The sequence below is a fragment of the Streptomyces sp. GbtcB6 genome (genome assembly GCF_019091475.1).
GTDB classification, from domain to species: Bacteria; Actinomycetota; Actinomycetes; order Streptomycetales; family Streptomycetaceae; genus Streptomyces; species Streptomyces hyaluromycini.
The window spans coordinates 95,543-119,230 of sequence record NZ_JAGXJL010000016.1; the positions used below are offsets into that span (position 1 = coordinate 95,543).

Below are 23,688 nucleotides of genomic sequence, written 5' to 3' on the forward strand. Positions count from 1 at the left end.
CCCCTGCCTCAGCCCCCACCCACGGCCCCCTGCCCCCGCACCTCCAGTCCCCCCAACAACGCGGCGGTGGCCTCCGCGACCGCGTCCACCGCCCGCTCGAACACCTCCCGGTTGTGCGCGGCCGGCGCCCGGAACCCGGACACCTTCCGCACGTACTGCAACGCGGCAGCACGGATCTCCTCCTCCGTGGCCTCTTCGGCCAGCTGAGGCGGACGCAGGGTCTTGATACTCCGGCACATGTCCCCAGTCTCCCGCAGCCCCCCTCCTTCCTGCGAGGATCTTCCCGAGGCGGCCACCACTCCCGGGGCCGACCGACGAGAGGACAACTCCATGCCGAACAGCCCGAACGGCCCGGACACCCCGGACAGCCTGAACGGCCCTGACACGCCGAACGGCCCGGACACCCCGGATGTCTCCGCCCCTCGCCTCAGCGTCGCCGTCCTCGGCCCCGGCGGCGTCGGCGGCCTGCTCGCGGCCCTGCTCTCCCGCTCCGGCCACCGCGTCCTCTGCCTCGCGGGCGAGGAAACGGCGCACACGCTCCGTACCACCGGCATCCACGTCCGCAGCCCCCTGTTCGGCGACTTCACGGCCCCCGTCGAGGCCGACACGGCCCTCCGCGAACCGGTCGACGCCTGCCTGGTCACCGTCAAGGCCACCGCCCTGGACGCGGCCCTCACCCGGATCCCGCCCGCGGCCCTCGGCGACGCCCTCCTCGTACCGTTCCTGAACGGCGTGGAACACCCCGCGCTGCTGCGCGCCCGCTACGCCCCGGACCGCGTGGCCCCGTCCGTGATCCGCGTCGAGTCGACCCGCACGGCCCCCGGCCTGGTCGAACACACCAGCCCCTTCGCGGAGATCGACCTGACCGGCGCCAAGGTCCCCCGCCCCCGTCTGGAGGCCCTGGCCGAAGCCCTCATCGCCGCCGGCCCGGCCACCCGCGTCCTGGACGACGAAACCACCACCCTCTGGGCGAAGATGGCGTTCCTCGCCCCGCTCGCCCTTCTCACCACCCGCTACGCCCTCCCCCTCGGCGAGGCCCGCACCCGGCACCGCGAGGAACTGGCGTCCCTCGTCGCGGAGACGGCGGCGGTCAGCCGTGCCTGCGGCGCCCCCGTCGACCCGGCCCGGGCACTGGCCCGCTACGACGCCTTCCCGCCCGCCACCAAGTCCTCGATGCAACGCGACGCGGAGGCCGGCCGCCCGCTCGAACTCGACGCGATCGGGGGCGCGTTGCTGCGCGCGGCGGACCGGCACGGCGTACCCGTGCCGGTGACGGCACGCATCGTCAGGGAGTTGCGCGAGGCCGGACGCTAGCGGCTGCCGCGCCCGGGGGTTCGGGCGGCGGCGACGAAGGCGGCCATCTTCTCGCGGCTCTTGACCCCCGGCGCGGTCTCGACGCTGCTGGAGACGTCCACGCCGTAGGGCCCGAACTCCTCGATGACACCGGCCACGTTGTGCTCGTCGAGGCCGCCGGCGATCACCACCTTCCCCGGCACCTCGCCGACCCAGTCGGGGATGTCCTCGAACACGCCGCTGCCGGCGCTGGCGTCGTAGAAGAAGTACTGGAGCGCCTCCGGCTTCCCGGGCGGGGTGCCGGAGGCGAGGGCGAGGTTCGGGATGTCGGCCGTCTCGTAGATCTGGACGGTGTCGAAGTGCCCGGCGACCGCGGCCGTCTCGGCGTGGGTCAGGGCCACGGCGAAGACGGTGATCCGTCCCCTGGCGTGTTCGGCGAGCGCCACGGCCCGTTCCGGCGGGCAGTACCGCTTGCTCTTCGGGGTCACGACGATCCCGACGGCGTCGTATCCCAGCTCGACGGCCCAGTCGATCTGCTGCTCCTGGGTGAGCCCGCACACCTTCACGAACGCCGGCTGCCGCTGCCCGCTCATCCTGTCCTCGCTCCGTTCTCCCGCCCGGCGGGAACACCTGACCGTCCGCTTCGTGCCGCACCGACCGTAGCGGAGTCTCCCACCTACATCCCTGGGCTGCCGCTCGCGTCACCGCGGCAGGGACGGACCCGTGTCGGCCGGATCCACGGTACGAGTGCCGGGACGTGAGCGCGGTAGGCGTCGTAGGCGGCCCCGAACCGGCCGGCCATGAGGGCGTCCTCGGTCCGCACCCGGCTCAGCAGCCACGGGACGGCGACCGCCAGGGCGGCTGTCCAGACGCCGAAGCCGCAGGCCAGCATGGCGCCGACGACCAGTCCCAGCAGGCCGGTGTATATGGGATGGCGGACCAGCCGGTAGGGCCCGTCCGTACGCAGTTCGTGATGCTCCTGGACCGTCGGGACGCTGGCCCACATCGTGCCCAGGACCCAGCGGGCCCACAGCAGCAGAGTGGTGGAGGCGACGGCGAGCAGGGCGCCCAGGAGGGCGAGTTCAGGCTGCCAGTACTGCAGACGGTGCCAGAACCCGGCGGTGTGCCCGACCAGCCAGGAGAACAACCACGCGCCGACGACCAGCAGAACCCGGCGGGGCAGCGTGCGGCGCAGTCCGCGCACCCAGCCGCGCGCACCGGCCTGGCTCTTCAAGCCGAAGTAGACAGCACCCGCGATCCAGGCCACGACGAAGGCCAGAACGCAGACGCCGGTGAGAACGACAAGTACCGAGTGCAGTGATCCCATGCCTCAAGGCTCCTCCGGCACCCGGTCGATCACCACCACCCACGGGTCGATGGACAGGGCCTCCACCCACCGGTCGAGTCCCGGTCCGGTCTCGGTATGGGGGCGGGACTGACGGAGTCTGCGGGCTCCGGGAGACGCTGCCGCGTTGACATCCTCCCCCTCCTAAAAGAGGGGGATTCCAACCCAGGTGGGTTGGGGTTCACGGGCGCTCGGACGGCAGGTTGCCGTTGTCGCCCCTCCGGCACCGGCGGTTTGCCGGGGGCGGGGGATCCCGCCCTGTCCTGCCGCGACGTTGATGCTTGCGTTCTCATCGGCGTTGCAGGTGAACCCGCAGGACACGCAGACGAAGTCGGCTTGGCTCTTGCGCGACTTCTTCTCGATCCAACCGCAGGCACTGCACCGCAGACTCGTGTACGGCGCGGGAACGTCCTCGACCCGGCCCGGAGCCTTCTGCTCCGTGCGCCGCCTCAGCAGACCCCAGCCCTGGGCGAGGATGCCCCGGTTCAGCCCGGCCTTCTGCCGGACGTTCACGCCGGGCTGCTCCACGGTTCCCTTCGCAGAGCGGGTCATGTTCTTGATGTTCAGCTTCTCGAACCGGATCACGTCGTAGCTGCGGGCGAGCAGGGTGCTGGTCTTCTCGCACCAGTCCTTGCGCCGGTTCACCTCACGGGCCTTGAGCCCGGCGACCTTCGCGTACGCGGCGGCCTTGAGAGCACTGCCCTTCGGAGCCCGGGCCGCGCGCCGCTGGTGCTTGCGGATCTGTGCCCGCTCCCTGACCGTGAGCTGTGGGCAGTTCAGCTTGCGCCCGCCCGACAGCGCCGCCGTAATGGTCACGCCCCGGTCGATACCGATGACCTCACCCGTGCCGGGCGCGGGAACCGGCTCGGGGACGACCGCGAACGCGATGTGCCACTGACCGTTGCGGTACGTCACCCGGAACGTCTTCGCAGCAGGAAGCCGCGCACCCTTGCCTTTGGCACTGAGGCGGAAGCGGACCCAGCCACAGCCGGGGACCTTGACCTGCGCCCACCGCCGGTTGAGCTTCCGCACGACCACAGAGCGGCCCATGACCTGCTTGCCGGTCTTCTGGTTCAGCCTCGGGCAGCCGTTCGACTCGTATTCGGGTAGACGGTCGGTGCCGATGACGCGGAAGCCCTCGTGCTGGTGCTTCCTGCGCCAGGTCGGCTCACCGAAACCGGAGGTGAAGCGGGCGTTCCTGGCCTGGGCGAAGTCCTTCAAAGCCTGCTGTTGCACGTCCGCGTTCCCCGCGGCCAGCCACTCATTGTCCCTGCGGGCCTCGGTGAGCTGACGGCACTGCTCCACGAAACCGGGCGCAGACCTGCGGCCCGGCTTCCAGTGCGCATGCTGCTCCACGGCCAGATTCCAGACGTACCGGGCATGCGCACAGTGCAGCAGCATCTGCTCCGCCTGCACAGGCGTCGGGAACATCCGGAAACGTGACATGCCGCGAACCTAGCCACCACGTTCCCCACCCGCGCACACAATCGATCACCATCACCCGAGTGAGTGACCGCTCCCGGCTGCCGACCCGGTCGGCCACCGGATACTCGGCTCCCTGTCACCACCGCCTGTGCGTGGCCGCCCTCAGCGCCATGGACGGCGATGCCGAATCGCCCTGACGGCGATTCGGCTTCCCGTGCCTCGCTCCGCGGGAACGGATATTCACCCCGGCTCTGAAGGACCGGGCGCCCTGCCCCAGAACAAGGTGGGCCGGGGACGTGATCGCGGCGGTGGCCATGGTGGTGTTCGAGGCGGTCGCGGTGTTCGGGGCCCTGGCCATTTTGACGCTCGGCACGTCCGGGGCGGCGTGGGTCCCGCTGGCGTGCTTTGGAGGCCTCACGCTGTGCGCGGGGATCATCGCGGCGGCGGCGTGGAGCGCACGGATGTGGGTCACGGCGGTGGTGCAGGGGCTGGTCACCGGGGGTTGCCTGGCGGCGGTGATCGACCTCTGGGGCGGCGCGTGACGACGCGATCCGACGGCACCGCGCGCGCATCGAACACATGAACCCCACGAACAAACTCGCCACCTAAAATCGAACAGGCGTACCATTGCCGCGTGGCTGCGACCTATGACTTTCCGAGTGACCTCCTCGCCGGTCAGGAGGAGCTGCATCAGGTCCGGGCCGAGCTGTCGGCCCTGCTGAAGCGGCTCCCCTGGTCGGTCGTGCCGCTGGACGGATTCAGCGACGAGGGCGGCTGGCGCAAGGTGGAGCGCCCCGCCTCTCCAGGTTGGACCGAGGACGAACAGGCCGAGGTGGAGAAGCTGCGCCGCCGCGAGCACGAACTCGCGGTGTTCGTCAGCGGCCACCGCTTCTGGGCGGAGGTCACGGCACCGGACCGCATGGACGCCCGAAGCAGCCTCAAGCACGCGCACGAGAAGGACTGAGAACACAAGAGGACCCCGGCCGCATCGGCCGGGGTCCTCTCGTCACGTGGGCGCGGACGGTTTCGAACCGCCGACATCCTGCTTGTAAGGCAGGCGCTCTACCACTGAGCTACGCACCCGAGACGAGTCGACAGCCTACATTGCCAGGGGCGCTGTCCCGCAAACCCGTATCCGGACCGGCCTCGCGTACCGTCGCCGGCCGGTCGTGCCGAATGTGACCGGGTGATCGCCCGAACCGCGAACTGACCGGCTCGTGTGTTCGTCTTTCACGAGTGGGAGAATTGCAGCAACCGCCAGGACACAGGGCGCACCGCGGTACGGGAGAGGGAGAAGTGACGGGGACATCGGCGACTTCGGCGGTATCCGAGCGGTCGTACTCGCCTCCCGTACGGGCCCGGCGCACGCCGCTTCGGGATGCTCTCACTCTCGTGAGCCTGCCGTTGCTGGCCGTGCTGGTGGTGCCCGGGGCGTTCGCCGGTGGCGGGACGCGGCGGTGGTTCGGGGGGCGCGCGGAGAGTCAGCGGGCGGAGGCGCAGGCGGCCAAGGACGCCGCGGCCGCCGCGTTCTACGAGCTGGACACCGCCCAGCGGGATCTGCGGATCTCGATAGAGACCATCTCCGCCGTCGACGACTCGCCTGCGGCCCGTCGTGCCGTCTCGGACTTCGAGGCGCTGGGGCGGCGGATCGACGAGGTGAGCAACCGGTACATCGAGGCCATCGACGCCTATGACCTGGACCGGGACGATCTGGAGGCCGGGGTCGCGGCGCGGGCGCGTGGGCAGATCTCCGGGGCCAAGGACGAGCTGGTCCGGGTCAAGGGGGAGCTGGACCGGTTCGGGGAGTCGCTGGGGCCGCTGCTGGGCAAGGCCGAGACGCAGTTGGCGCGGCTGGCGCCCGCCGTGGAGCGGGCCCGGCAGGCGCTGCTGGCGGCCAGCAACGCGCTCGATGCCGTGCGGAAGACGCAGATCAGGGCCGATGAGCTGGCGGCCCGGCTGGTCGCGCTGTCGCCTGAGCTGACCAGGCTCAACCAGGGTGCGGGGCAGCACGGTGTGCAGGCGACGCTGGAGCGGGCCGGGCGGGTGCAGCGGGAGGCCGAGGCCATCCGGGTCGAGGCGGAGCGGCTGCCGGAGAAGGCCGCGGAGATCGATCACCGGCTGGTGAGCCTGCGGACCCGGGCGCAGGCGCTGACCACCCGGGCCGGGCAGGTGGACCCGGTGCTGAGCGAGCTGCGGCGGCGGTTCTCGGCGGCCTGCTGGCAGGATCTGCAGCAGGTGCCGCAGCAGGCCGTGGAGAACGTCCGGCAGGCCGAGGTGAAGCTGCGGGAGGCGCAGGCCGCGCGGGACGCGCAGAAGTGGGCGGACGCCGCCTCGCTGCTGTCCACCGTGCGGGCGCTGCTCAACAGTACGGACGAGGCGGTTTCGGCCGCCGGTGACCGGTTGAGCCGGCTCAACGCCGTGCAGAAGGATCCGCAGGCGGAGATCGAGCGGACGCGGTTCGCGATCCGGGACGCGCAGCGGCTGGCGATGGCCGGGCGGACCAGTCCGGATCCGCGGCACGCGCGGCTGCTGGACGACGCGGTGGCGCGGCTGGACCGGGCGGTGGGGACGCTGGAGGGGCGGCATCCCGACTACTGGCACTTCCTGACGGAGACGGAGGCGGTGCGGCAGTCGGTGGCGCGGGCGGTGGCGCAGATCCGGGAGGACCGGGGCACCGGTCGTCTGTGAGCCGTTGCCGTCCCCTCGGTGCGGGCGGATATTGGGAGGGCGGCCCGTAATCCAGGCCCGCAATCCAGGCCCGCAATCCAGATGGGAGGCGGAGATGGCCTCACACGCAGCGCACTCGGGGACGTCGGGGACCTCGCGGCGGCGGATCGTTTTCGACGAGGCACTGCCCGTCGACCACCGCCTGAACCGGGTCTACCGGATCGGGGCGGGCCTGATGGGCCTGTTCCTGCTGGCGTTCGGGATCCTCGGACTGACCAACAACATCGGCTTCTTCGACACGGGCGGGAACAGCGCGATCGGTCTGAACACCAACGGTGCGCTGAGCGTGCTGTCGATCTGTGTCGGGCTGCTGCTGTTCGTCGGGATGGTGATCGGCGGGAACTTCGCGTCCACGCTGAACATGGTGCTGGGTGTGCTGTTCATCCTGAACGGCTTCCTGTTCCTGGGCCTGCTCGACACGGAGTCGGACTTCCTTGCCTTCAAGATCCAGAACGTGCTGTTCAGTTTCGTGGTGGGCCTCGTGCTGATGGTGTTCGGGATGTACGGCAGGGTGAGTACGAACCTGCCGCACGACAACCCGTACTGGCGGGCCCGCCACCCCGAGGCGGAGCAGCGGGCCGAGCCTGAGGCTCAGGTGCGGTAGGCGTAGTAGTACGCGTTCGGGTACGACGCGATGAGGCTCGCCAGCGACCTGCGGTAGGTGTTGTTGGAGTGGTATGTCACATACGGGATGCCGTTGGCCTTGTACGTGACGATCATCGTGTGGTCCTTCGACCCGTCCCGGTCGAAGTCCATCTGGATGACGTCGCCGACTTCCGCCTGGTAGACGTTGGCGAGCGGGGTGGTCCGCTTGGAGTTCTGGGCGAACCAGGACCACTCGTTGACGCCGACGAACGAGTCGGACTGGATGTCGGCGGTGCCGAACCACTTCGTGTAGTCGTAGACGTAGCCCGGGACGTGCTTCCAGCCGCCGGCCTTCAGGGACTGGCTGACGAAGTTGGTGCAGTCGCCGCCGTCCGCGTGCCCGTTGAAGTTCGGGTAGGCCGTGTTGTAGTTGTTCCAGTACGTCTCGGCGTAGGTGGCCATCGCCTTGTAGTCGTACGTACCACCGGTGAGCGTCTTCGGCACGGCCGCCGGGTTGCGCGTGGTGGCCGCGCGGGGGGCGTCCGGCGTGGTGTTGCCGTCGTCGGGGGTGGCGGGCGCCTTGACCGAGGGCTTGGACAGCGTGTTGACGGCGAGGCCGCCCTCGTCGGTGTCCTGGATGTTCGTCAGCTGCCAGGTGCCCCGCTGGTCCGCCTTGAAGGTCAGCTCGTGGTGGGCCTGGAAGCCGGTGGTCTTCGGCGTGCCGCCGGCGGCCTTGGCGTAGGTCAGCGTCGTGGTCTCGGTGACGTCGGCCTTGGCGGTGCGGCCGGTCACGCGGGTCGCGTCGAGCGTGACCTGGGTGCTGCCGGCGTTGTACGTCTCGCCTGCCTTGGCGATGCTGTTCTGGCGGCCGCGCAGCTGGGTCAGCGCCGCGTTCTCGTCGCGCGACTGGGTGCTGGAGAGCCGGACGTCGCCGGAGAAGCGGGACGTCTGCTGCTTCTGCGAAGCACCCTGCACGAGGGCCTGGGTGCGGTCGGTGAAGACCGCGTCGGCCAGCTTCTGGAAGGTCGCCTTGGTCGCGGCGTCCACGGTCGGGTCGTCGACGACGGCCGCGCCCGCGCTCCAGTTGGGCACGAGGGCGACGCCGGCGACGACCGAGGCGGCCGCCGCCGTGACTATGGCCGCACGGCTGCGCTTACGGCTCAGTTTTCTGGATTTCAATGATGTTCCCCTCTACGCCGGTACACCTCTACCGGGCGACGGCATCTTCGCACGGCGTGTGTGACTCCTGTGAAGGGGGTTGCACGATTGGAATCCGCTTGCTGCCGCGTCGAATTGAACCGCCCGCCAGGAGTTGGTACGGCGCTCACTTCACGATGCTCGACCAGTCCGACGGGGCCTGGGCGGGGTCCAGGGTGCGCAGCCGGGCGAGGGTCGCCGGGTCCTGGGCGTCCATCCAGTCGGCGAGTTCCTTGAAGGAGACGCACTTGACGCCCTTCTTGGTGCATATCTTCGGGATGATCTGGTCGATGGCCTTCATGTAGATGCCGCCGTTCCAGTCCTCGAAGTGGTTGCCGATGAACAGGGGGGCGCGGCTGCCGTAGTAGACGCGGTTGAAGCCGTCCATGTAGGACTCGGCGGTCTGCTGCTCCCATTCGGCGTACTTGGAGGGGTCGCCGTCGGTCTCGCCGTTGGACTGGTTGTAGAGGAAGTTGAAGTCCATGGACAGGCCCTGGTAGTCACCGCCGGGGTAGGGGAGCATCTCCAGCGGGAAGTTCCAGAGGCCGTCCTTCTTCGAGGGCCATATCTGGAAGTCGCCGGGGGAGCTGGCGTCGTACTTCCAGTTGTAGCCGTACTTCTGCAGGGCCTTCAGCAGGTTCGGCTGGCCCTCCAGGCAGGGGGCGCGGCCGCCGACGACCTCCTGCTTGAAGTCGAAGGGCAGGGCGGGGATGTCCTTGAAGCCGGTGTTGGTCTTCCAGTTCTCCGCGAACTTGTAGAACTGGTCGATCTCGCTCTTCCACTGCTCGACACTCCAGTCGCCGCCGCCCTTCTTCTCGCAGAAGTGGCCGTTGAAGTGGGTGCCGATCTCGTTGCCGTCGTTGTAGGCCTCGCGGAGCTGCTCCAGGGTGGTGCGGATGTGCTCGTCGGTGGCGTAGTCGATGGCGGCGTCGCCGGGCTGGTGCATCGGCCCGGTGTAGAGGGTCTTCTTGCTCTTGGGCAGCAGGTAGATGCCGGTGAGGAAGAAGGTCATGTGGGCGTTGTACTCCTTGGCCATCTCCCGGTAGTGCGAGAAGAGATGGTCGGAGCCCTCCAGCGCGCCGTCCCAGGAGAAGACGACGAACTGGGGCGGCTTCTCGCCCGGCTTGAGTTTCTCGGGCTTCAACTGGTCCTTCTGCGGCCCGGTGTACGACGTCGAGCCGTCGCCGAGGATCTTGGTCTTGCCGTCCCACTTCGGTGAGGCCGAAGCCGACGGGGAGGCCTTGGCGGTCCCGGCGGCGGTGGGCGCGGTGTCGTCCTGTCTGGTGAGCACCAGATAGCCCGCGACGAGGGAGGCCACGACCAGGAAGGCGGCCAGGGTCATGACCTCCGGGCGGGCTGGACGGCGGTCACGGGCGGGCGCCTTGCGGCGGTGACCGCCGGCTGTCTGCTTCGTGCGGGGCTTCATGCTCGGCTCATTCTGCGGGTGGGTGGCGTGGGGAGCGTCGGGGCCTCGGGGGTCAGTCGAGGCCCATGGCCTGTGCCCAGACCGTGTAAGGGACGTTGTCGGTGCCGGATCCGGCGATTCCCTTGAGCGGGAGCGGCTCCAGGGACTTGTTCAGGTCGATGCGGTAGACGACGACCGACGTCGTCACCTTCGAGAGCGTGCCGGTGTACCAGGCGGCGGTGTCGTTGCCGCCGGCGTACGTGCTGCCGGCCTTCCCGGCCGCCGCGTTGGTCAGCGCGGTGGTCGGATGGGCCAGGCGGAACGATTCGGTGAGTGCCTGCTCGACGTCCTCGGCCACGTCGTCGCGGACCGCGCGGGTCGGCCGGGGGGTGTCCATGGCGACCCGGCGGCCGTTGCGGGTGATCTTGGAGACCGAGTACGGCTCGGTGTGGTCGCCGCCGGCCGCGAACGTGGCGTATCCGTTCGCCATCCGGATCGCGCTGGGTGTGGAGCTGCCCATGGAGAGCGCGGGCACCTGGGGTCCCATGCTCTCGGAGAGCAGTCCGGAGGCCACCGCGGTGGAGCGCACCTTGTCGAGTCCGGTGTCCACGCCGAGTTGCATGAACGGGGTGTTCACCGACTGGGCGAGGGCGTTGGCGAGGCTGATCTGCCCGTAGGACTTGTCGTCGTCGTTCTTCGCGTAGACCTTCTTGCCGCTGCGGTCCCAGTACGGTCCGTCGGGTGTGGTGACCGGGACCTTGTCGTCGCCGTCGTAGAGCGTCTCGGGCAGGACGTCGGTGGCGGCCCCGCCGCGTTCCTTGTGGATGCCGTTCTGCAGCCCGGCCGCGTAGACGAAGGGCAGGAAGGAGCTGCCGGCCGGGACGGTGGTGGCGTTGGACTCGTTGTAGCCCTGTGTCCGGTGGTCGGGGCCGCCGTACACGGCGACGATCCGGCCGTCGGTGGCGACCGAGGCTGCGCCGTAGTGGGCGGCCGCGGCGTTCTTGGGGTCGCTCGCCTTGGCGTCCTTGCGGGCCTTGGTCACGGCCTTGGTGAGGGTGCCTTCCTTCTTCCGGTCGAAGGTCGTGTAGATCTGGTATCCACCCAGGTCGAACTGTTTGTCAGAGATATGGGCGGACTTCTTGGCGTACTGCTGCGCCAGTTCCACGAGGTAGTCGCTCTGGTTGCCGGTGTCGTAAACCTTGTTGGTCGCGATCGGTTCGGGGAACTTCGTGTACTTGGCCCGCTCGGTCGGCGACAGCTTGCCTATCTTGACCATCCGGTCCAGGATCCAGGACCAGCGTTCCTCCGCCCGCTTGTGGTTGGCCTTGCTGAGCGTCGGGTCGTAGAGCCCGGCCCCCTTGAGCAGTCCGGCGAGCATGGCGGCCTGGCTGGCGTTGAGCTGGCCGACGTCCTTGCCGTAGTAGGCCTGGGCGGCGCGCTGGATGCCGTACGTCCCCCGGCCGAACCAGCTGGTGTTGAGGTAGCCCTCCAGGATCTGGTCCTTGCTCATCTTGTTGTCGAGCTTGAGGGAGATCATCGCCTCGGTGAATTTCCGGCTCACCGTCTGGTTCTGCGTGAGATAGACGTTTTTCACGTATTGCTGGGTAATGGTCGAGCCGCCCTCGGTGTCCCCTTCGCCTACCGTGCGATACAGGGCCCGGGCTATGCCTTTGACCGAGATACCGGGGTCGGAGTAGAAACTCTCGTTCTCGGCCGCGAGCACCGCCCAGCGCACGTCCACGGGTATGTCCTTGAGCGGCATGTCCTGCCGCTGCACCCAGCCGGTCCGGGCCATCGGCGTTCCGTCGGACCAGAAGTAGACGTTGTCCTGCTGGGTGGCGTACGTGTTGAGGTTGCTGGGAATGTCCGTCGCCGCGTAGGCCACCACGAGGAACAGCCCGGTCAGCCCGATGCTCCCCAGCCAGGCCCCCAGCCACTGCCGCCAGGACGGCACCCAGCGCCGCCAGCCGGCCCGGCCGGGACGCGGGTACATCGGCCGCAGCTTTCGCGCGTAGGGCAGCAGGGGCTCGATGCGGGGCCCCACGAGAGCCCCGATCCGGCCCCAGACGCCGACGACACGCTCCCGCGGGGAGGGCCGTGCGCTGCGCCGCCGCTCGGCACGGCCGCCCGAGGCCGCCGACTCCGGCTCCGGCTGCCGTTGTTCGGGCACCCGGATCTGCATCGTGACGTCCGCCCGCAGGGCGCCCACGTTCAGATGCAGGGTCTCGTCATGCACCGGCAGGTCCGGCTTCTTCCGGCGCGCTCCCTTACCGGGCGCCGGGTCGTCGCCCGCGCCGCGGCGCGCACCCTCGCCCTCCCCCGCCTGCGCGGCGTCGGCCTCGGCGGCCCGCAGGGCGTGCAGCTCCTTCCACAGCGCCTCGGCCTTCCGCCGCGCGACCTCCTGCGCACGCTGAGCGTCGTCGCCCTTCTGCCACAGAGCATGCTCCGCGCGCAGGGCGTCGACGTTCAGATGCAGGGTCGCGTCCGGCTCGAACGGCTTCTGATCCCGGGATCCGGCCCGGTCACGGCCGCCCTCCGGGTCGCCCGTCCGCTCCGATGCGTCCGTCACGACTGCGTCTCCCCTCGCACTCGGTCTTGCGCGCGCGGTCGGACACGACGGGGGGCAGGGCCGCGGTGGGCGCGGCGCTACGAGCCCCCCTCTTCCCCCGGTCTTTCGGCTCCTCGCGGCCAGCTCAAATTATCAGCGATCTTTTCAAAATCTCCGCACAAGTATCGGACAGAAAGGAACACTCATGAAATTCTGAGGTGAAGTGATGCCCATCACTCCCGCATCACTGCCGCTAGCCTGTCCCTCATGCCCCGCTACGAGTACCGCTGCCGCACCTGCGGCGACACCTTCGAACTGTCCCGCCCCATGGCCGAGTCATCGGCTCCGGCAGCATGCCCGGAAGGGCATCAAGACACGGTAAAGCTCTTGTCGACGGTGGCGGTGGGGGGCTCGGCGTCCGCGCCCGCCACCGGCTCCGGCGCCCCCGCCGCCTCCGGTGGGGGCTGTTGCGGCGGCGGTTGCTGCGGCTAACCCGCCGTACGGACCGTCTTCAGGAATTCGCGCAGGATTCGCTCACCGGCGAGCACCCCTCGCTCCGGCAGTGCGGCGATGGCCGGCCCGGTCCACCCGGCGTCGGCCAGCTCCCCGTGCCCCGGCCGCCAGCCGCAGTCCGCGGCCAGCAACAGGTCGGCGTCCAGCAGCGAGTCCCCCGCGGCCACCGTCAGCTCGGCCCCGGTCCGGCTCGCGACCTCCCGCATGGCCGCGCTCTTCGTCAGCGGCTTCGGCACGGCGTAGATCTTCCGTCCCTGCAACGAGACCGTCCAGCCGCGGTTCTCCGCCCACACCGCGAGGCTCTTCACCCACTCCTCGGGCAGCAGCTCCCGCTCCACGACCAGGTAGGCGAACAGGTCCTCGGCGACCCGCTGCTTGCGCAGCCACAGCGGATCGGCGTGCTCCGCCAGATACGCCCGCACCTCGTCCAGCGGCGCGCACTCGTCGGCCAGCCGCGCCAGCACCCGTCCGTGCCAGTCCGCGTCGGACACCCCGTCGACCAGCAGATGCCCGCCGTTGGCACAGATGGCGTACCTCGGCGCGGGCCCCGGCAGGTTGATCCGCTCGTACTGCTTGCGGGTCCGCGTCGTGGTCGGCACGAAGACGGCCGCGTCCCCCAGTTCGGCCAGCAGCTGCGCGGCCGTCTCCGTCATGTACGACAGCGGCCTGCTCTCGTGCACCTCGACGCAGAGCAGCCGGGGCGCCCGCGCGTCCGGCATGGTCAGCGCCAGGGCACCCGCCGAGTAGATGAGCGTGCGATCGAGGTCGCTCGCGACGAGCACCGCCATCAGACGTTCACCGCCCTGCCGTCGGCACCGGTCGCCCCGCGCGTGTACTTGGGGTGGATCAACCCGACACAGGTGTACGGCAGTTCGCCGACCTCCTCCACGGGCACCCCTCTCTGCTCCGCAAGCAGCCGCACATGGTCGAGGTCGGCGCCCGCCCCGGCCCGCGCCAGGATCTTCCAGGGCACCCGGCGCAGCAGCACCCGGGTGGTCTCGCCGACGCCCGGCTTGACGAGGTTCACGTCGTGGATGCCGTACTCCTCGCTGATCCGCTCCACGGCCGCCCAGCCCTCCCAGGTCGGCGTGCGGTCGGCGACGGCCAGCTCCTTCACGGCGGCGTCCACGGAGTCGACCACCTCGGCGAACCGCGCCACGACCGCGTCGATGAAGGCCACCGACACGTCGGCGCCGGCCAGCTCGCGGTAGAACTTCGCGCCGTGGAAGTCGTCGGGACCCACCAGGTCGGCCCGCAGCACGGTCCGCGAGATCAGCCCGGAGACGGTCGAGTTGAGGCACGCGGAGGGGATCAGGAAGTCCTCCCGGGTGCCGTACGTCCGCACGCACGACCCGGGGTCCGCGAGCACCGCGATCTCCGGGTCGAACCCGGAGACGCCCGCCCGCTGCTCGAACTCCTCGACCGCGTCGGCGAGTTCCCGGGTGATGGCGCCCTTGCCGGTCCAGCCGTCCACGAAGACGACGTCCCGCGGGTCGTGGTGGGCGGCCAGCCAGCGCAGCGCGTTCGCGTCGATGCCGCGGCCGCGCACGATCGAGACGGCGTAGTGCGGCAGGTCGAGGCCGTACCGGAACTGCGCCCAGCGGCGCATCAGCACGCCCACCGGGGTGCCGGCCCGTGCCAGCGACACCAGCACCGGCCGCGGCGACCGCTCGGCCAGCACGGTCTCGGTGACGACGCCGACCGCCTGCGCGATCCGCGCGGCCGAGGTGTCCAGGGCGGCGTGGAAGAGGGCCTGGTACCGCTCGCTCGGCTGGTACTCGACCGGCAGCGACTCGGCGTAGTGCGCGCCGCCGCTCTGGATCGCCTCCTCGCGCTCCTCGGTCGGCGCCTCCAGCGTGACGTCCGAGAGGTCCTGGAGCAGCCAGCCGACGTCCTCCGCCGGGTACGAGGAGAAGGCGGGGCCGCGGAGGGGCTCGGGCAGCATGGCGGGGCTCTCTTCGGTCAGCGCGGGGACGTACGACGGTACAACCGCGAGCAGGACGTGCGGGGCATGCGCGCCGAGCCGGTCCAGCAGGCCGTCGGGGGCGTGCAGTTCGGGGGTGTCGCCGGCCGAGTCGACGAACAGGACGACGGCGTCGAAGCCGGCGCCGGCCACGTTGTACGCGTAGCGCTCGCCGGGGCCGTCGGCGGGGTTGTCGTGGGCCGGGAAGACGAGGCGGCTGCGGATGGCGTAGCCGGGGTCGTCGACGGCCAGGACGGGCGAGCGGGTGGTGGTGGAGTACCGGACCTCGGCGGCGACCAGGGCCTCCAGCTCGCGGGCGACCCTGAGGGGGGCGTACATCAGCTCTTCGAAGCCGAGCGTGAGCACGCGGCGGGCGTCGGGGGGGAGCGCTTCGGCGACCCGGGCCGCCATCAGGGGGAGGGCCGTTTCGAGGCGTATGCGGTGAGCGGGGGTGAAGCCGTGCCGTCCGCCGTCGGGGAGGCCGGGGGGCCAGTGCAGGTCGATGCGGGTGACGTGAGGGGTGGTTCGGTCGCCGGTCGGGTGCGGGTGGGTGGGGGCTGGTCGCGCAGTTCCCCGCGCCCCTTGAGAGGGTTGCCCCCAACCCCCTAGGGGCGCGGGGAACTGCGCGAACGGCCCCGACGGCGCTGCGGACGGCTGATCACCTGTCGCGGCACTCTCTTCGTACCGAGCCACCAGTTCCTGGCCCTTTTCCAGGACGCCCTCGGGCAGCTTTACGGTGCCTGAGGCCGCCGCCACCAGGTCCACCCGCGCGCCGATCTCCGCGGCGAACGCCGTCAGCCGCCCCGCGTCCTCCGGTGACCGCATATCCACCAGAGCCACCACGACGTAACGTTTCCGCGGATATCGGGCATGCAGGTCGCGGATCGTGTTCAGGACCGTGTTGCCCGTGGAGAACTCGTCGTCGACCAGGACCAGGGGGCCGTCGCCGGAGAGCAGGGCCGGGTCCTCGGGAAGCAGTAGATGCGAGGTCGCGTGCGAGTGGGACTCCTCGAAGCCGCCGGCCGCGGCGACCCCGGCGACCGGGCGGCGCGTGGAGTGGAGGTAGGGGGCCAGGCCGACCCCGTCCGCCACCGAGTGGCCGAGGCCGGTGGCCGTCTCGGCGTAACCCAGGACGACGGCCTGCCGGGCCTCCTGCTCACCGAGCAGGTCCCGCACCCGTCGGCCCAGGGCGAAGCCATGCCCATACACCACCGCCGGCGACTGCGGTACGTGCTTGCCGAGCACGTTGGAGACCAGGAGGTGGGCCCGTCTGGGGTTGCGGCGCAGGGCGAGGCCGAGGAGGGCCGTCAGGCCGTCGTCGCCCACGAGCTCGACGCCGAGCCGCTCGGCGACCCAGCTGCCGGACCAGACCCCGTTGTTCGCTGCGATGTTCATGCGTTCCCTGTGTCGTCCCCTGGAGCCCGTCAACCCGGTATCCCGGCGGCGAGCAGTTCCACGAAACCGACGTCCTCGTTGGCCACGCCGAACACCTCGGCGCGGAGCATGGTCCGCTCGGCCCAGGCGCGGTGCGGCTTCACCTCGTTCATCTTGTTCGTGTAGGCCGAACGAAGTACACCCCCGCCGCCCCGTTCCGGCCGCAGGATGTCCTGGGCGTCGGAGAACTCCTCGTGACTGACGACGGACAGCGCGTGCACGGGGATGACGTGGGACGGGTGGATGCAGGTCTTGCCGAGCAGCCCGTTGGCCTGGTCGAGGGAGATCTCTCTCAGCAGGCCGTCCATGGCGTGCTCGATGAGCCGGTTGCGCAGTTCCACGGCCTGCTCCTCCAGGAAGGGGCTGGTCCGCAGCATCGGCTTGAACATGCGCTCGGGGACCCGGAAGTACTCCCACACCGGCCCGGTCACCGTGAAACCGGTGCCGTCGGCCCGGCCCAGCATGTTCACCACGTCGGCGATGACGGAGGCGATGATCTGCACGTCGTAGGCGGTCATGTCGGGGGCCCGCCGCAGCCCGTAGGACGAGCAGAAGTCGGTGACCCCGAGGCGCAGCGCCAGCACCTTGTCGCGGTACTTGTCGACGGCGCGGGCGATACCCTCCAGGGCATCCACGCGCGTCTCCCGGTACATCAGCTCGGGCGTCTCAAGGACCGGCATGCCGAACAAGCGGCGCCCGCTGCTCAGCGTGGCGCCGTCCAGGGCCTGCAGGAAGGGGATGCCGCGCTCCTCGGTGAACTTCGGGAACACGAACCCGGACAGCAGCGACACGCTCGCGCCCAGCCGTCGTACCAGGTCGGGGATCTGCTCGGGCTCCCGCACCCGGATGAAGAGCAGCGGAAGCTCCACACCCGCCCGCTCCCGCTCGGCCAGGTCGGCGAACTGCCGGACGAGGTTCTCCTCGCCGGCCACCACGTCCTCGTCGCCGATGGAGTCCTCCAGGCACAGCACCATCGAGACCACGCCGAGTGCCGACTGCTTGACGATGTCGTCGGCGAGCCGCGGCCGGGTGGCCGGGCTGTACAGCGTGGCACCCAGGGCCGCGGAGAGCAGACGGGCCGGGGAGTCGGCGGTGAACTCGCACGGCTCCTGATGGAAAAGGCGCTGCCGCACCTCAGGTGCGATGTGCCCGAAATGACGCATAGAACTCCCCCGTGGCGTGGGCCGAGCCTGTGAAATTGGTAAAGGGTGGCCGGTAATAGTACGTACAAAGCCATGTCGGGGGTTCCCGCAGGGCATGAATTTCAGGTAACCCGCCTGTGTCGGTCGCGAGGCCCCCCGCGTTGTCGTGACCAGGACCGAGAGGGCAGTATGACCGCATGACGCACGCGATGCTGAAGGGGTCCAACGTCCCGGTGGAGGCCACCACGGTCCGGGCCGTGCTGCGCTGGACGCCCGGGCAGGGAGTTCCGGACGTCGACGCCTCGGCGCTGCTCCTCGGCCCCGACGGACGTGTGCGCTCCGACGAGGACTTCGTCTTCTACAACCAGCCCCGGCACCCCTCCGGGAAGGTCTGGCGGCTCGGCAAGAAGCGGGTGGCCGAGGGCCTCACCGACACGATCCAGACAGATCTTCCCGGTGTCGAGCCCAACGTCGGCCGAATCCTCCTGGTCGCATCGGCGGACGGCATCCCGTTCGAACACGTACCCGCCCTGCGCATCCTGCTGTACGACGCCTCGGCACCCGACGCCGAGGCACTGGCGCATTTCGACATCAGGCCTGAGACCGGCGCCGAGACGGCCCTGATCTGCGGCGAGCTGTACCGCAGGGGCGAGGGCTGGAAGTTCCGCGCGCTGGGCGAGGGCTACAGCAACGGCCTCAAGGGCCTGGCCACGGACTTCGGCATCTCGGTGGACGAGTCGGAACCGTTGGAGGAGCCGTCGGCGTCCATGCCGCTCCCACCCGAGCAGCCGACATCGGTACCCACCCAGCCGGCGTACGGCTACCCGCAGCCGACCTCACCGGCCCAGCCGTCGGCCTACGGCTTCCCGCAGCCCGCGTACACCCAGCAACAGCCCCAGTCGGGCTACGGCTACCCGCCCCCGGCCCCGATCCCGGTGGCGACCGTCCCGAACGCGGACTTCAGGCTGCCTCCGCAAGGGCCACAATTCATCGGGCGCTGAGGATGCCCACCTGCTTCTAGGGGCGCGGGGCTGTATCGATCTGCGGCTCCGCCGCGTGGGCGCGAGCAACCACAACGGCGCAGCAGTCGCGCCCCCACAGCACGCCCCACCCTCGTAGGCGGACTACTTCTCCACCTTCGTCTTGTAACCCCGCCCCCACTGCAGCCCCCACCCGTACAACCGGTCCAGCTCCCCCTGGAACCCGTACACGAACTTCACCTCACGCCGGACGACCAGCTCGCCCTTCACGTTCTCTATCATCACGACCGCACAGGACCGGGCCTGCGGATGCCGTTCGTCGAGGCCTATCTCGATGCGCGGCCCGTTGCTCGGGTACAGCGTGACGATCGCGTGGGTGCGGTCGAAGGCCGGCGTCTGGTCGTAGATGTACACGAACACCAGCAGCCGCTTGATGTCGTCCCGGTGGTCGAGGTTGACGTACATCGTCTCGCCGGACGCCGACCCGAACCGGTCGTCGCCGCTGAGCTTGACGTACGGCGGTGCGTTCACGTCCCCGAGCAGGCCGCCGAGCGGCTGGACGACGCCCTTGCTCCCGTCGGTCAGCTCGTACAGCGCACCGAGGTCGAGGTCGACGTTGACCATGCTCTGCCCGTGTCCCATCACCTCCGGCGGCTTGAGCGCCCTGAAGGGGTGCCGGAACAGACTCGTACGCTGTTCGCCGTCGAAGTCGGACGTCCGCATCCGCCAGGCGAGGTTGATCCGCAGGTTGCCGGTGGCCGCGCCCTGCTTGGTGAGGGACACCTGCTGGTGCCGCCTGGTGAGCTCGATGGAGTTGGACGCGGCGCTGCCCGAGTCGAACTCGGCCGCCTTCCCGCCCAGCAGCCCGTCGAAGAAACCCATTCCCGCCCCCAGAGACTCCGGATCAACGCTTCAGGGCGGCCGACCCGGGTCGGCCGCCCTGAACAGAGCGTTCCTCGTGCAGAAGGGTGTCACACCCTTCTTTTCGGTCGGTCAGACTCCGGACGAGACTTCAGCCTTCTCGTCCGATCCCGCTTTTCCCTCGGCCGCCGCCAACCGCTGGTTGCGCCGTACGGAGGACCAGAACGACCAGCCGATCAGGACGACGCCGACGAGGCCGGTGATGACCTCGTTGATCTCGTACTGGATGGTGACCATGAGGATCACGGCCAGGGCGCCGATCGCGTAGTGGGCGCCGTGCTCCAGGTAGACGTAGTCGTCCAGGGTGCCCTGGCGGACCAGGTACACGGTGAGCGAGCGGACGTACATCGCGCCGATGCCCAGGCCGAGGGCCATGAGGACGATGTCGTTGGTGATGGCGAAGGCGCCGATCACGCCGTCGAAGGAGAAGGACGCGTCCAGGACCTCCAGGTAGAGGAACATGAAGAACGCGGCCTGGCCGGCCAGCACGACCGACGACTTCTTCTTGCCGGTGCGCTCGGCCTCTTCCTCCTCCTCGTGCTCGCGCTCCTCCTCGGCCTCCAGCCGGTCCTCGAAGAAGCCGGAGAGACCACCGACGATCATGTACGTGATCAGGCCGGCGATGCCGGCGATCAGGACCGTCTGCGCCTTGTCGACGTGGCCGCCGCCGTGCTGGTGGGCGTGGGTGGCGAAGGTGAAGGAGGTGATCAGCAGGACGATCAGGGCGATGCAGACCGCCAGCATGTCGACCTTGCCGAGCTTGGCCAGCGGGCGCTCGATCCAGCGCAGCCACTGGATGTCCCGGTCCTCGAAGATGAAGTCCAGGAAGATCATCAGCAGGAACATGCCACCGAAGGCGGCGATCGCCGGGTGGGCGTCGGTGACCAGCTCCTGGTAGCGGTCCTTGTTGTTGAGCGCGAGGTCGACGGCCTCGATGGGACCCATCTTGGCGGTGATCGCGACGATGACGACGGGGAAGACCAGCCGCATGCCGAAGACCGCGATGAGCACGCCCACCGTGAGGAAGATCTTCTGCCAGAAGGCGTTCATCTTCTTCAGGATTCCGGCGTTGACGACCGCGTTGTCGAACGACAGGGAGATTTCGAGGACGGCGAGGATCGCCACGATGCCGAAGGCTTCCCAGCCTCCGTAGAAGACCGCGGCGACCAGGCCGAGCGCGGTGATCGCGAACGACCAGCCGAAGGTTTTCAGAAGCACTGGCTACCCAATCGTGTGTGTACGGGTCTCGCTCGCGCCGTACTCGGCTTTACCTACTGTTGACCACGCAGTGTAGAGGGCGTCGGTGTCCTACGGCCCGGGCGGCCCCCATATCCGGCGTGAAGGTCCTATGAGACGTTCACACCGAAGTCGAGTGCGATGCCGCGCAGCCCGGAGGCGTAGCCCTGGCCGACGGCCCGGAACTTCCACTCGTTCTGGTAGCGGTAGAGCTCGCCGAAGATCATGGCGGTCTCGGTGGAGGCGTCCTCGGACAGGTCGTAGCGGGCGAGCTCCTGGCCGTCGGCCTGGTTGACGACCCGGATGAAGGCGTTGGAGACCTGGCCGAAGGTCTGGCCGCGCTCGTCGGCCATGTGGATCGAGACCGGGAACACGATCTTGTCGCAGGTGGCCGGCACCTTGGGCAGGTCGACCAGAATCGATTCGTCGTCGCCCTCGCCCTCACCGGTGAGGTTGTCACCGGTGTGCTCCACGGAGCCTTCCGGGCTCTTGAGCTGGTTGTAGAAGACGAACCACTCGTCGCCGAGGACCCGCCCGCCCTGGCACAGCAGCGCACTGGCGTCCAGGTCGAAGGGGGCGCCGGTGGTGGAGCGGGCGTCCCAGCCGAGTCCGATCATGACGTTGGTGAGGTTCGGTGCGGCCTTCGAGAGGGAGACATTGCCCCCCTTGGCGAGCGTGACGCCCATGATGCTGGTCCTCCCCTAGCGGTGTTTCTCCGGTTGTCCTGCGCGTCCGGCGCCGACCGTAAACGGTGCGGCGCCGGACAGTGCGGACTTTCGAACGCCTCGGGGCGTTCACATGACTCAGACGTTGACGCCGAAGTCCTGGGCGATGCCGCGCAGGCCGGAGGCGTAGCCCTGGCCGATGGCGCGGAACTTCCACTCCGCGCCGTTGCGGTACAGCTCGCCGAAGACCATCGCGGTCTCGGTCGAGGCGTCCTCGGACAGGTCGTAGCGGGCGATCTCGGCGCCGCCGGCCTGGTTGACCACGCGGATGAACGCGTTGCGGACCTGGCCGAAGGACTGCTGCCGGTTGTCGGCGTCGTAGATCGACACCGGGAAGACGATCTTGTCGACGTCGGCGGGGACCGTGGCGAGGTTGACCTTGATCACCTCGTCGTCGCCCTCGCCCTCACCGGTGAGGTTGTCGCCGGTGTGCTCGACCGAGCCCTCGGGGCTCTTGAGGTTGTTGAAGAAGACGAAGTTCTGGTCACTGCCGACCTTGCCCGCCGAGTTGAGCAGGAGTGCGCTGGCGTCCAGGTCGAAGTCCGTGCCGGTGGTGGTCCGGACGTCCCAGCCCAGACCGACGAGGACCGCGGTCAGGCCGGGGGCCTCCTTCGTCAGCGATACGTTGCCGCCCTTGCTGAGGCTGACTCCCACGAGTCCTCCCATGTGTGGTCCAGGGGCGGGGAGCCCCCGTCGTGCTTCGGATACCGGATCAACGATTCGATCCTAGTGACGGGTTCCCGCCGCACGCAGGCCCTGGACCCCGAAGAATCACGGGGTGTCGGCCGGGTCGTCCCCTAGGGGACCCGGCGCGCCGGCCCCCGGGCGGCCGGCGCGGGGGTCGAGGGCGGGGGTTACAGGGCGTCGAGCGCCGTCACGTACTCGTTCAGGTCCCGGGCGTCCGGCAGTCCGTTGACCACGGTCCACCGCACGACGCCCTCCCTGTCGATGACGAAGGTGCCACGGACGGCGCAGCCCTTGGCCTCGTCGAAGACGCCGTAGGCGCGCGAGGTCTCGCCGTGCGGCCAGAAGTCGCTCAGCAGCGGGTACTCCAGGCCCTCCTGCTCGGCGAAGACGCGCAGGGTGTGGATGGAGTCGTTGGAGACGGCCAGCAGCTGGGTGTCGCGGTCCTCGAACTTCGGCAGGTTGTCGCGCAGCTCGCACAGCTCGCCGGTGCACACACCCGTGAAGGCGAAGGGGTAGAAGAGCAGCACCACGTTCTTCTCGCCGCGGAAGTCGGACAGCCGCACGGTCCGGCCGTGGTTGTCCTTGAGTTCGAAGTCGGGTGCCTTGTCGCCGACCTGGATCGCCATCGTCCTGCATCCCATCGTCAGGGGCTGTTCGGGTGAGGACACCCTATGCGGCGATCACTGGGGACCGACGGACGGACCCGTACGGGTCCGTCCGCCGGCGAGGCTCGCTCGACGGGGCTCAGCGCTTCTTGGCTGCGGCCTTCGGCGTGCTCAGACGGCTGCCGTTCCAGTCCTTGCCCACGCTGACGCTCTTGGTCTGCGAGAGGCCGGCGGTGGTCACCGCGTCACCGATGTCGCTCGGCTCGATGTAGCCGTCGCGGCCGGTCTTCGGTGTCAGCAGCAGAATCGCGCCACCCTCTTCGAGGTAGCTGAGGGCGTCGACCAGCGCATCCGTCAGGTCACCGTCCTCGTCGCGGAACCACAGCACCACGGCGTCGGCCACGTCGTCGTAGTCCTCGTCCACCAACTCGGTACCGGTGGTCTCTTCGATGGACTCGCGGAGCTCCTGGTCGACGTCGTCGTCGTAGCCGATCTCCTGGACCACCTGCGCCGGCTGGAACCCCAGCCTGGCGGCAAGGGTCCGCTCCTCCGCGTGGTCCGCGGTCGCGCTCACGGGTTGCCTCCTGATCATGTCTTGGTGATGAACTCAGCCACGCGCGTGCGCGAAGCATTGGCCGTAGTCCACACGGGCGGGACGGATCGCGCAAGTACCCGGCCGTTCGGACCGCCGAAACGGTGACGATCCCGGCCGTGTCGCCGCAACTCCCGGCACCGTATCGCGGATGACTGTGGCACACACCACTCCCTTTTGCCCGCTATGCACCTTTCGGAATCATCCTCACATACGGCGGTCGAACGAGTTTGCCAAGCGCGTCACACCTCGGGCGTATCGTTGCGTTTTGGCCGGTCCCGAGTTACCTCACGGTAGAGATGACGTGCGCTGCCCCGGGGTGGACCATGGACAGCGGTGCAGGCAAGACGCAGGGAAAACCGGAA

23 protein-coding genes and 1 tRNA gene are annotated in these 23,688 nt (G+C 69.4%); 7 read left to right on the plus strand and 17 right to left on the minus strand.

Annotated features, from left to right (window positions below):
- Positions 1–8: 8 nt before the first annotated feature.
- Positions 9–239 (minus strand): DUF2277 domain-containing protein, encoded by a 231-nt coding sequence (locus KVT45_RS26510; RefSeq protein ID WP_217551593.1) that lies wholly within the window; start codon positions 237–239, stop codon positions 9–11.
- A gap of 91 nt (positions 240–330) precedes the next feature.
- On the opposite strand from KVT45_RS26510, the gene KVT45_RS26515 reads away from it, so the two are divergent.
- Positions 331–1,314 (plus strand): ketopantoate reductase family protein, encoded by a 984-nt coding sequence (locus tag KVT45_RS26515; protein WP_217551594.1) that lies wholly within the window; start codon positions 331–333, stop codon positions 1,312–1,314.
- On the opposite strand, the gene KVT45_RS26520 is transcribed toward KVT45_RS26515, so the two are convergent.
- From KVT45_RS26520 to KVT45_RS26530, 3 genes are all read right to left on the minus strand, one after another.
- The gene (locus KVT45_RS26520) at positions 1,311–1,886 is read right to left on the minus strand and encodes a hypothetical protein (RefSeq protein ID WP_217551595.1); all 576 of its coding nucleotides are present in this window, start codon (positions 1,884–1,886) and stop codon (positions 1,311–1,313) included. The two genes, KVT45_RS26515 and KVT45_RS26520, sit on opposite strands and share 4 nt — an antisense overlap.
- A gap of 83 nt (positions 1,887–1,969) precedes the next feature.
- Entirely contained in the window at positions 1,970–2,620 is a 651-nt protein-coding gene (locus KVT45_RS26525; RefSeq protein WP_217551596.1) for an isoprenylcysteine carboxylmethyltransferase family protein, read from the minus strand.
- Between the two features lie 162 nt (positions 2,621–2,782).
- The gene (locus KVT45_RS26530) at positions 2,783–4,084 is read right to left on the minus strand and encodes an RNA-guided endonuclease TnpB family protein (protein ID WP_217551597.1); all 1,302 of its coding nucleotides are present in this window, start codon (positions 4,082–4,084) and stop codon (positions 2,783–2,785) included.
- A gap of 275 nt (positions 4,085–4,359) precedes the next feature.
- Here KVT45_RS26530 and KVT45_RS26535 point away from each other — a divergent pair, with 275 nt between their 5' ends.
- Together KVT45_RS26535 and KVT45_RS26540 are read left to right on the plus strand one after the other, a co-directional pair.
- Positions 4,360–4,605, plus strand: coding sequence for a hypothetical protein (locus tag KVT45_RS26535; RefSeq protein WP_217551598.1), 246 nt, complete (start codon positions 4,360–4,362; stop codon positions 4,603–4,605).
- Positions 4,606–4,697: 92 nt separating this feature from the next.
- A complete protein-coding gene (locus KVT45_RS26540) occupies positions 4,698–5,027 on the plus strand; it encodes a hypothetical protein (protein ID WP_217551599.1) in 330 nt (109 codons plus the stop codon).
- Positions 5,028–5,074: 47 nt separating this feature from the next.
- Here KVT45_RS26540 and KVT45_RS26545 read toward each other — a convergent pair.
- Positions 5,075–5,146, minus strand: a tRNA-Val gene (locus tag KVT45_RS26545).
- A gap of 213 nt (positions 5,147–5,359) precedes the next feature.
- On the opposite strand from KVT45_RS26545, the gene KVT45_RS26550 reads away from it, so the two are divergent.
- Together KVT45_RS26550 and KVT45_RS26555 are read left to right on the plus strand one after the other, a co-directional pair.
- Positions 5,360–6,751: a hypothetical protein gene (locus KVT45_RS26550; RefSeq protein ID WP_217551600.1), complete on the plus strand. Its 1,392-nt coding sequence runs from the start codon at positions 5,360–5,362 to the stop codon at positions 6,749–6,751.
- Positions 6,752–6,845: 94 nt separating this feature from the next.
- Positions 6,846–7,394, plus strand: coding sequence for a DUF4383 domain-containing protein (locus KVT45_RS26555; RefSeq protein ID WP_217551601.1), 549 nt, complete (start codon positions 6,846–6,848; stop codon positions 7,392–7,394).
- Here KVT45_RS26555 and KVT45_RS26560 read toward each other — a convergent pair.
- The 3 genes from KVT45_RS26560 to KVT45_RS26570 form a co-directional block, all read right to left on the minus strand.
- A complete protein-coding gene (locus KVT45_RS26560) occupies positions 7,382–8,554 on the minus strand; it encodes an amidase domain-containing protein (RefSeq protein WP_217551602.1) in 1,173 nt (390 codons plus the stop codon). The genes KVT45_RS26555 and KVT45_RS26560 overlap by 13 nt on opposite strands.
- Before the next feature lie 145 nt (positions 8,555–8,699).
- On the minus strand, positions 8,700–9,998 hold the full coding sequence (locus tag KVT45_RS26565; protein ID WP_217551603.1) for a hypothetical protein: 1,299 nt from the start codon (positions 9,996–9,998) through the stop codon (positions 8,700–8,702).
- Positions 9,999–10,050: 52 nt separating this feature from the next.
- Positions 10,051–12,159, minus strand: a complete 2,109-nt coding sequence (locus KVT45_RS26570) for a transglycosylase domain-containing protein (protein ID WP_217551702.1) — start codon at positions 12,157–12,159, stop codon at positions 10,051–10,053.
- A 633-nt stretch (positions 12,160–12,792) separates the two neighbouring features.
- Between KVT45_RS26570 and KVT45_RS26575 the strand changes: the two genes are divergently transcribed.
- Positions 12,793–13,017: a zinc ribbon domain-containing protein gene (locus KVT45_RS26575; RefSeq protein WP_089101429.1), complete on the plus strand. Its 225-nt coding sequence runs from the start codon at positions 12,793–12,795 to the stop codon at positions 13,015–13,017.
- On the opposite strand, the gene KVT45_RS26580 is transcribed toward KVT45_RS26575, so the two are convergent.
- Genes KVT45_RS26580 through KVT45_RS26590 form a run of 3 tightly spaced genes read right to left on the minus strand, consistent with a single transcriptional unit; the run spans position 13,014 to position 17,598 of the window.
- Positions 13,014–13,826, minus strand: a complete 813-nt coding sequence (locus KVT45_RS26580; RefSeq protein WP_217551604.1) for an HAD family hydrolase — start codon at positions 13,824–13,826, stop codon at positions 13,014–13,016. The two genes, KVT45_RS26575 and KVT45_RS26580, sit on opposite strands and share 4 nt — an antisense overlap.
- Positions 13,826–16,396 (minus strand): phosphoribosyltransferase, encoded by a 2,571-nt coding sequence (locus KVT45_RS26585; RefSeq protein ID WP_217551605.1) that lies wholly within the window; start codon positions 16,394–16,396, stop codon positions 13,826–13,828. Before KVT45_RS26585 ends, KVT45_RS26580 begins: the two co-directional genes overlap by 1 nt.
- Positions 16,397–16,425: 29 nt before the next feature.
- On the minus strand, positions 16,426–17,598 hold the full coding sequence (locus KVT45_RS26590) for an HpcH/HpaI aldolase/citrate lyase family protein (RefSeq protein WP_217551606.1): 1,173 nt from the start codon (positions 17,596–17,598) through the stop codon (positions 16,426–16,428).
- Between the two features lie 176 nt (positions 17,599–17,774).
- Between KVT45_RS26590 and KVT45_RS26595 the strand changes: the two genes are divergently transcribed.
- Positions 17,775–18,578 carry a TerD family protein gene (locus KVT45_RS26595; protein ID WP_217551607.1) on the plus strand — a complete coding sequence of 268 codons (804 nt, stop codon included), beginning with the start codon at positions 17,775–17,777 and terminating at the stop codon, positions 18,576–18,578.
- Between the two features lie 123 nt (positions 18,579–18,701).
- Here KVT45_RS26595 and KVT45_RS26600 read toward each other — a convergent pair whose 3' ends face one another.
- The 6 genes from KVT45_RS26600 to KVT45_RS26625 form a co-directional block, all read right to left on the minus strand.
- Positions 18,702–19,439: a Tellurium resistance gene (locus KVT45_RS26600; protein ID WP_217551608.1), complete on the minus strand. Its 738-nt coding sequence runs from the start codon at positions 19,437–19,439 to the stop codon at positions 18,702–18,704.
- A 111-nt stretch (positions 19,440–19,550) separates the two neighbouring features.
- On the minus strand, positions 19,551–20,696 hold the full coding sequence (locus KVT45_RS26605; RefSeq protein WP_089101435.1) for a DUF475 domain-containing protein: 1,146 nt from the start codon (positions 20,694–20,696) through the stop codon (positions 19,551–19,553).
- Positions 20,697–20,824: 128 nt separating this feature from the next.
- The gene (locus KVT45_RS26610) at positions 20,825–21,400 is read right to left on the minus strand and encodes a TerD family protein (RefSeq protein ID WP_089101436.1); all 576 of its coding nucleotides are present in this window, start codon (positions 21,398–21,400) and stop codon (positions 20,825–20,827) included.
- Positions 21,401–21,517: 117 nt separating this feature from the next.
- Positions 21,518–22,093 (minus strand): TerD family protein, encoded by a 576-nt coding sequence (locus KVT45_RS26615; RefSeq protein WP_217551609.1) that lies wholly within the window; start codon positions 22,091–22,093, stop codon positions 21,518–21,520.
- A 200-nt stretch (positions 22,094–22,293) separates the two neighbouring features.
- Positions 22,294–22,752 carry a peroxiredoxin gene (locus tag KVT45_RS26620; RefSeq protein WP_089101437.1) on the minus strand — a complete coding sequence of 153 codons (459 nt, stop codon included), beginning with the start codon at positions 22,750–22,752 and terminating at the stop codon, positions 22,294–22,296.
- A 118-nt stretch (positions 22,753–22,870) separates the two neighbouring features.
- On the minus strand, positions 22,871–23,305 hold the full coding sequence (locus tag KVT45_RS26625; protein ID WP_167449928.1) for a DUF3052 domain-containing protein: 435 nt from the start codon (positions 23,303–23,305) through the stop codon (positions 22,871–22,873).
- Between the last annotated feature and the right edge of the window lie 383 nt (positions 23,306–23,688).

Coding starts and splice junctions, on each gene's coding strand:
- KVT45_RS26510 (WP_217551593.1), bottom strand. CDS start 239: ATGTGCCGGAGTATCAAGACCCTGCGTCCGCCTCAGCTGGCCGAAGAG.
- KVT45_RS26515 (WP_217551594.1), top strand. CDS start 331: ATGCCGAACAGCCCGAACGGCCCGGACACCCCGGACAGCCTGAACGGC.
- KVT45_RS26520 (WP_217551595.1), bottom strand. CDS start 1,886: ATGAGCGGGCAGCGGCAGCCGGCGTTCGTGAAGGTGTGCGGGCTCACC.
- KVT45_RS26525 (WP_217551596.1), bottom strand. CDS start 2,620: ATGGGATCACTGCACTCGGTACTTGTCGTTCTCACCGGCGTCTGCGTT.
- KVT45_RS26530 (WP_217551597.1), bottom strand. CDS start 4,084: ATGTCACGTTTCCGGATGTTCCCGACGCCTGTGCAGGCGGAGCAGATG.
- KVT45_RS26555 (WP_217551601.1), top strand. CDS start 6,846: ATGGCCTCACACGCAGCGCACTCGGGGACGTCGGGGACCTCGCGGCGG.
- KVT45_RS26565 (WP_217551603.1), bottom strand. CDS start 9,998: ATGAAGCCCCGCACGAAGCAGACAGCCGGCGGTCACCGCCGCAAGGCG.
- KVT45_RS26570 (WP_217551702.1), bottom strand. CDS start 12,159: ATGCAGATCCGGGTGCCCGAACAACGGCAGCCGGAGCCGGAGTCGGCG.
- KVT45_RS26575 (WP_089101429.1), top strand. CDS start 12,793: ATGCCCCGCTACGAGTACCGCTGCCGCACCTGCGGCGACACCTTCGAA.
- KVT45_RS26580 (WP_217551604.1), bottom strand. CDS start 13,826: ATGGCGGTGCTCGTCGCGAGCGACCTCGATCGCACGCTCATCTACTCG.
- KVT45_RS26585 (WP_217551605.1), bottom strand. CDS start 16,396: ATGAACATCGCAGCGAACAACGGGGTCTGGTCCGGCAGCTGGGTCGCC.
- KVT45_RS26590 (WP_217551606.1), bottom strand. CDS start 17,598: ATGCGTCATTTCGGGCACATCGCACCTGAGGTGCGGCAGCGCCTTTTC.
- KVT45_RS26595 (WP_217551607.1), top strand. CDS start 17,775: ATGACGCACGCGATGCTGAAGGGGTCCAACGTCCCGGTGGAGGCCACC.
- KVT45_RS26600 (WP_217551608.1), bottom strand. CDS start 19,439: ATGGGTTTCTTCGACGGGCTGCTGGGCGGGAAGGCGGCCGAGTTCGAC.
- KVT45_RS26610 (WP_089101436.1), bottom strand. CDS start 21,400: ATGGGCGTCACGCTCGCCAAGGGGGGCAATGTCTCCCTCTCGAAGGCC.
- KVT45_RS26620 (WP_089101437.1), bottom strand. CDS start 22,752: ATGGCGATCCAGGTCGGCGACAAGGCACCCGACTTCGAACTCAAGGAC.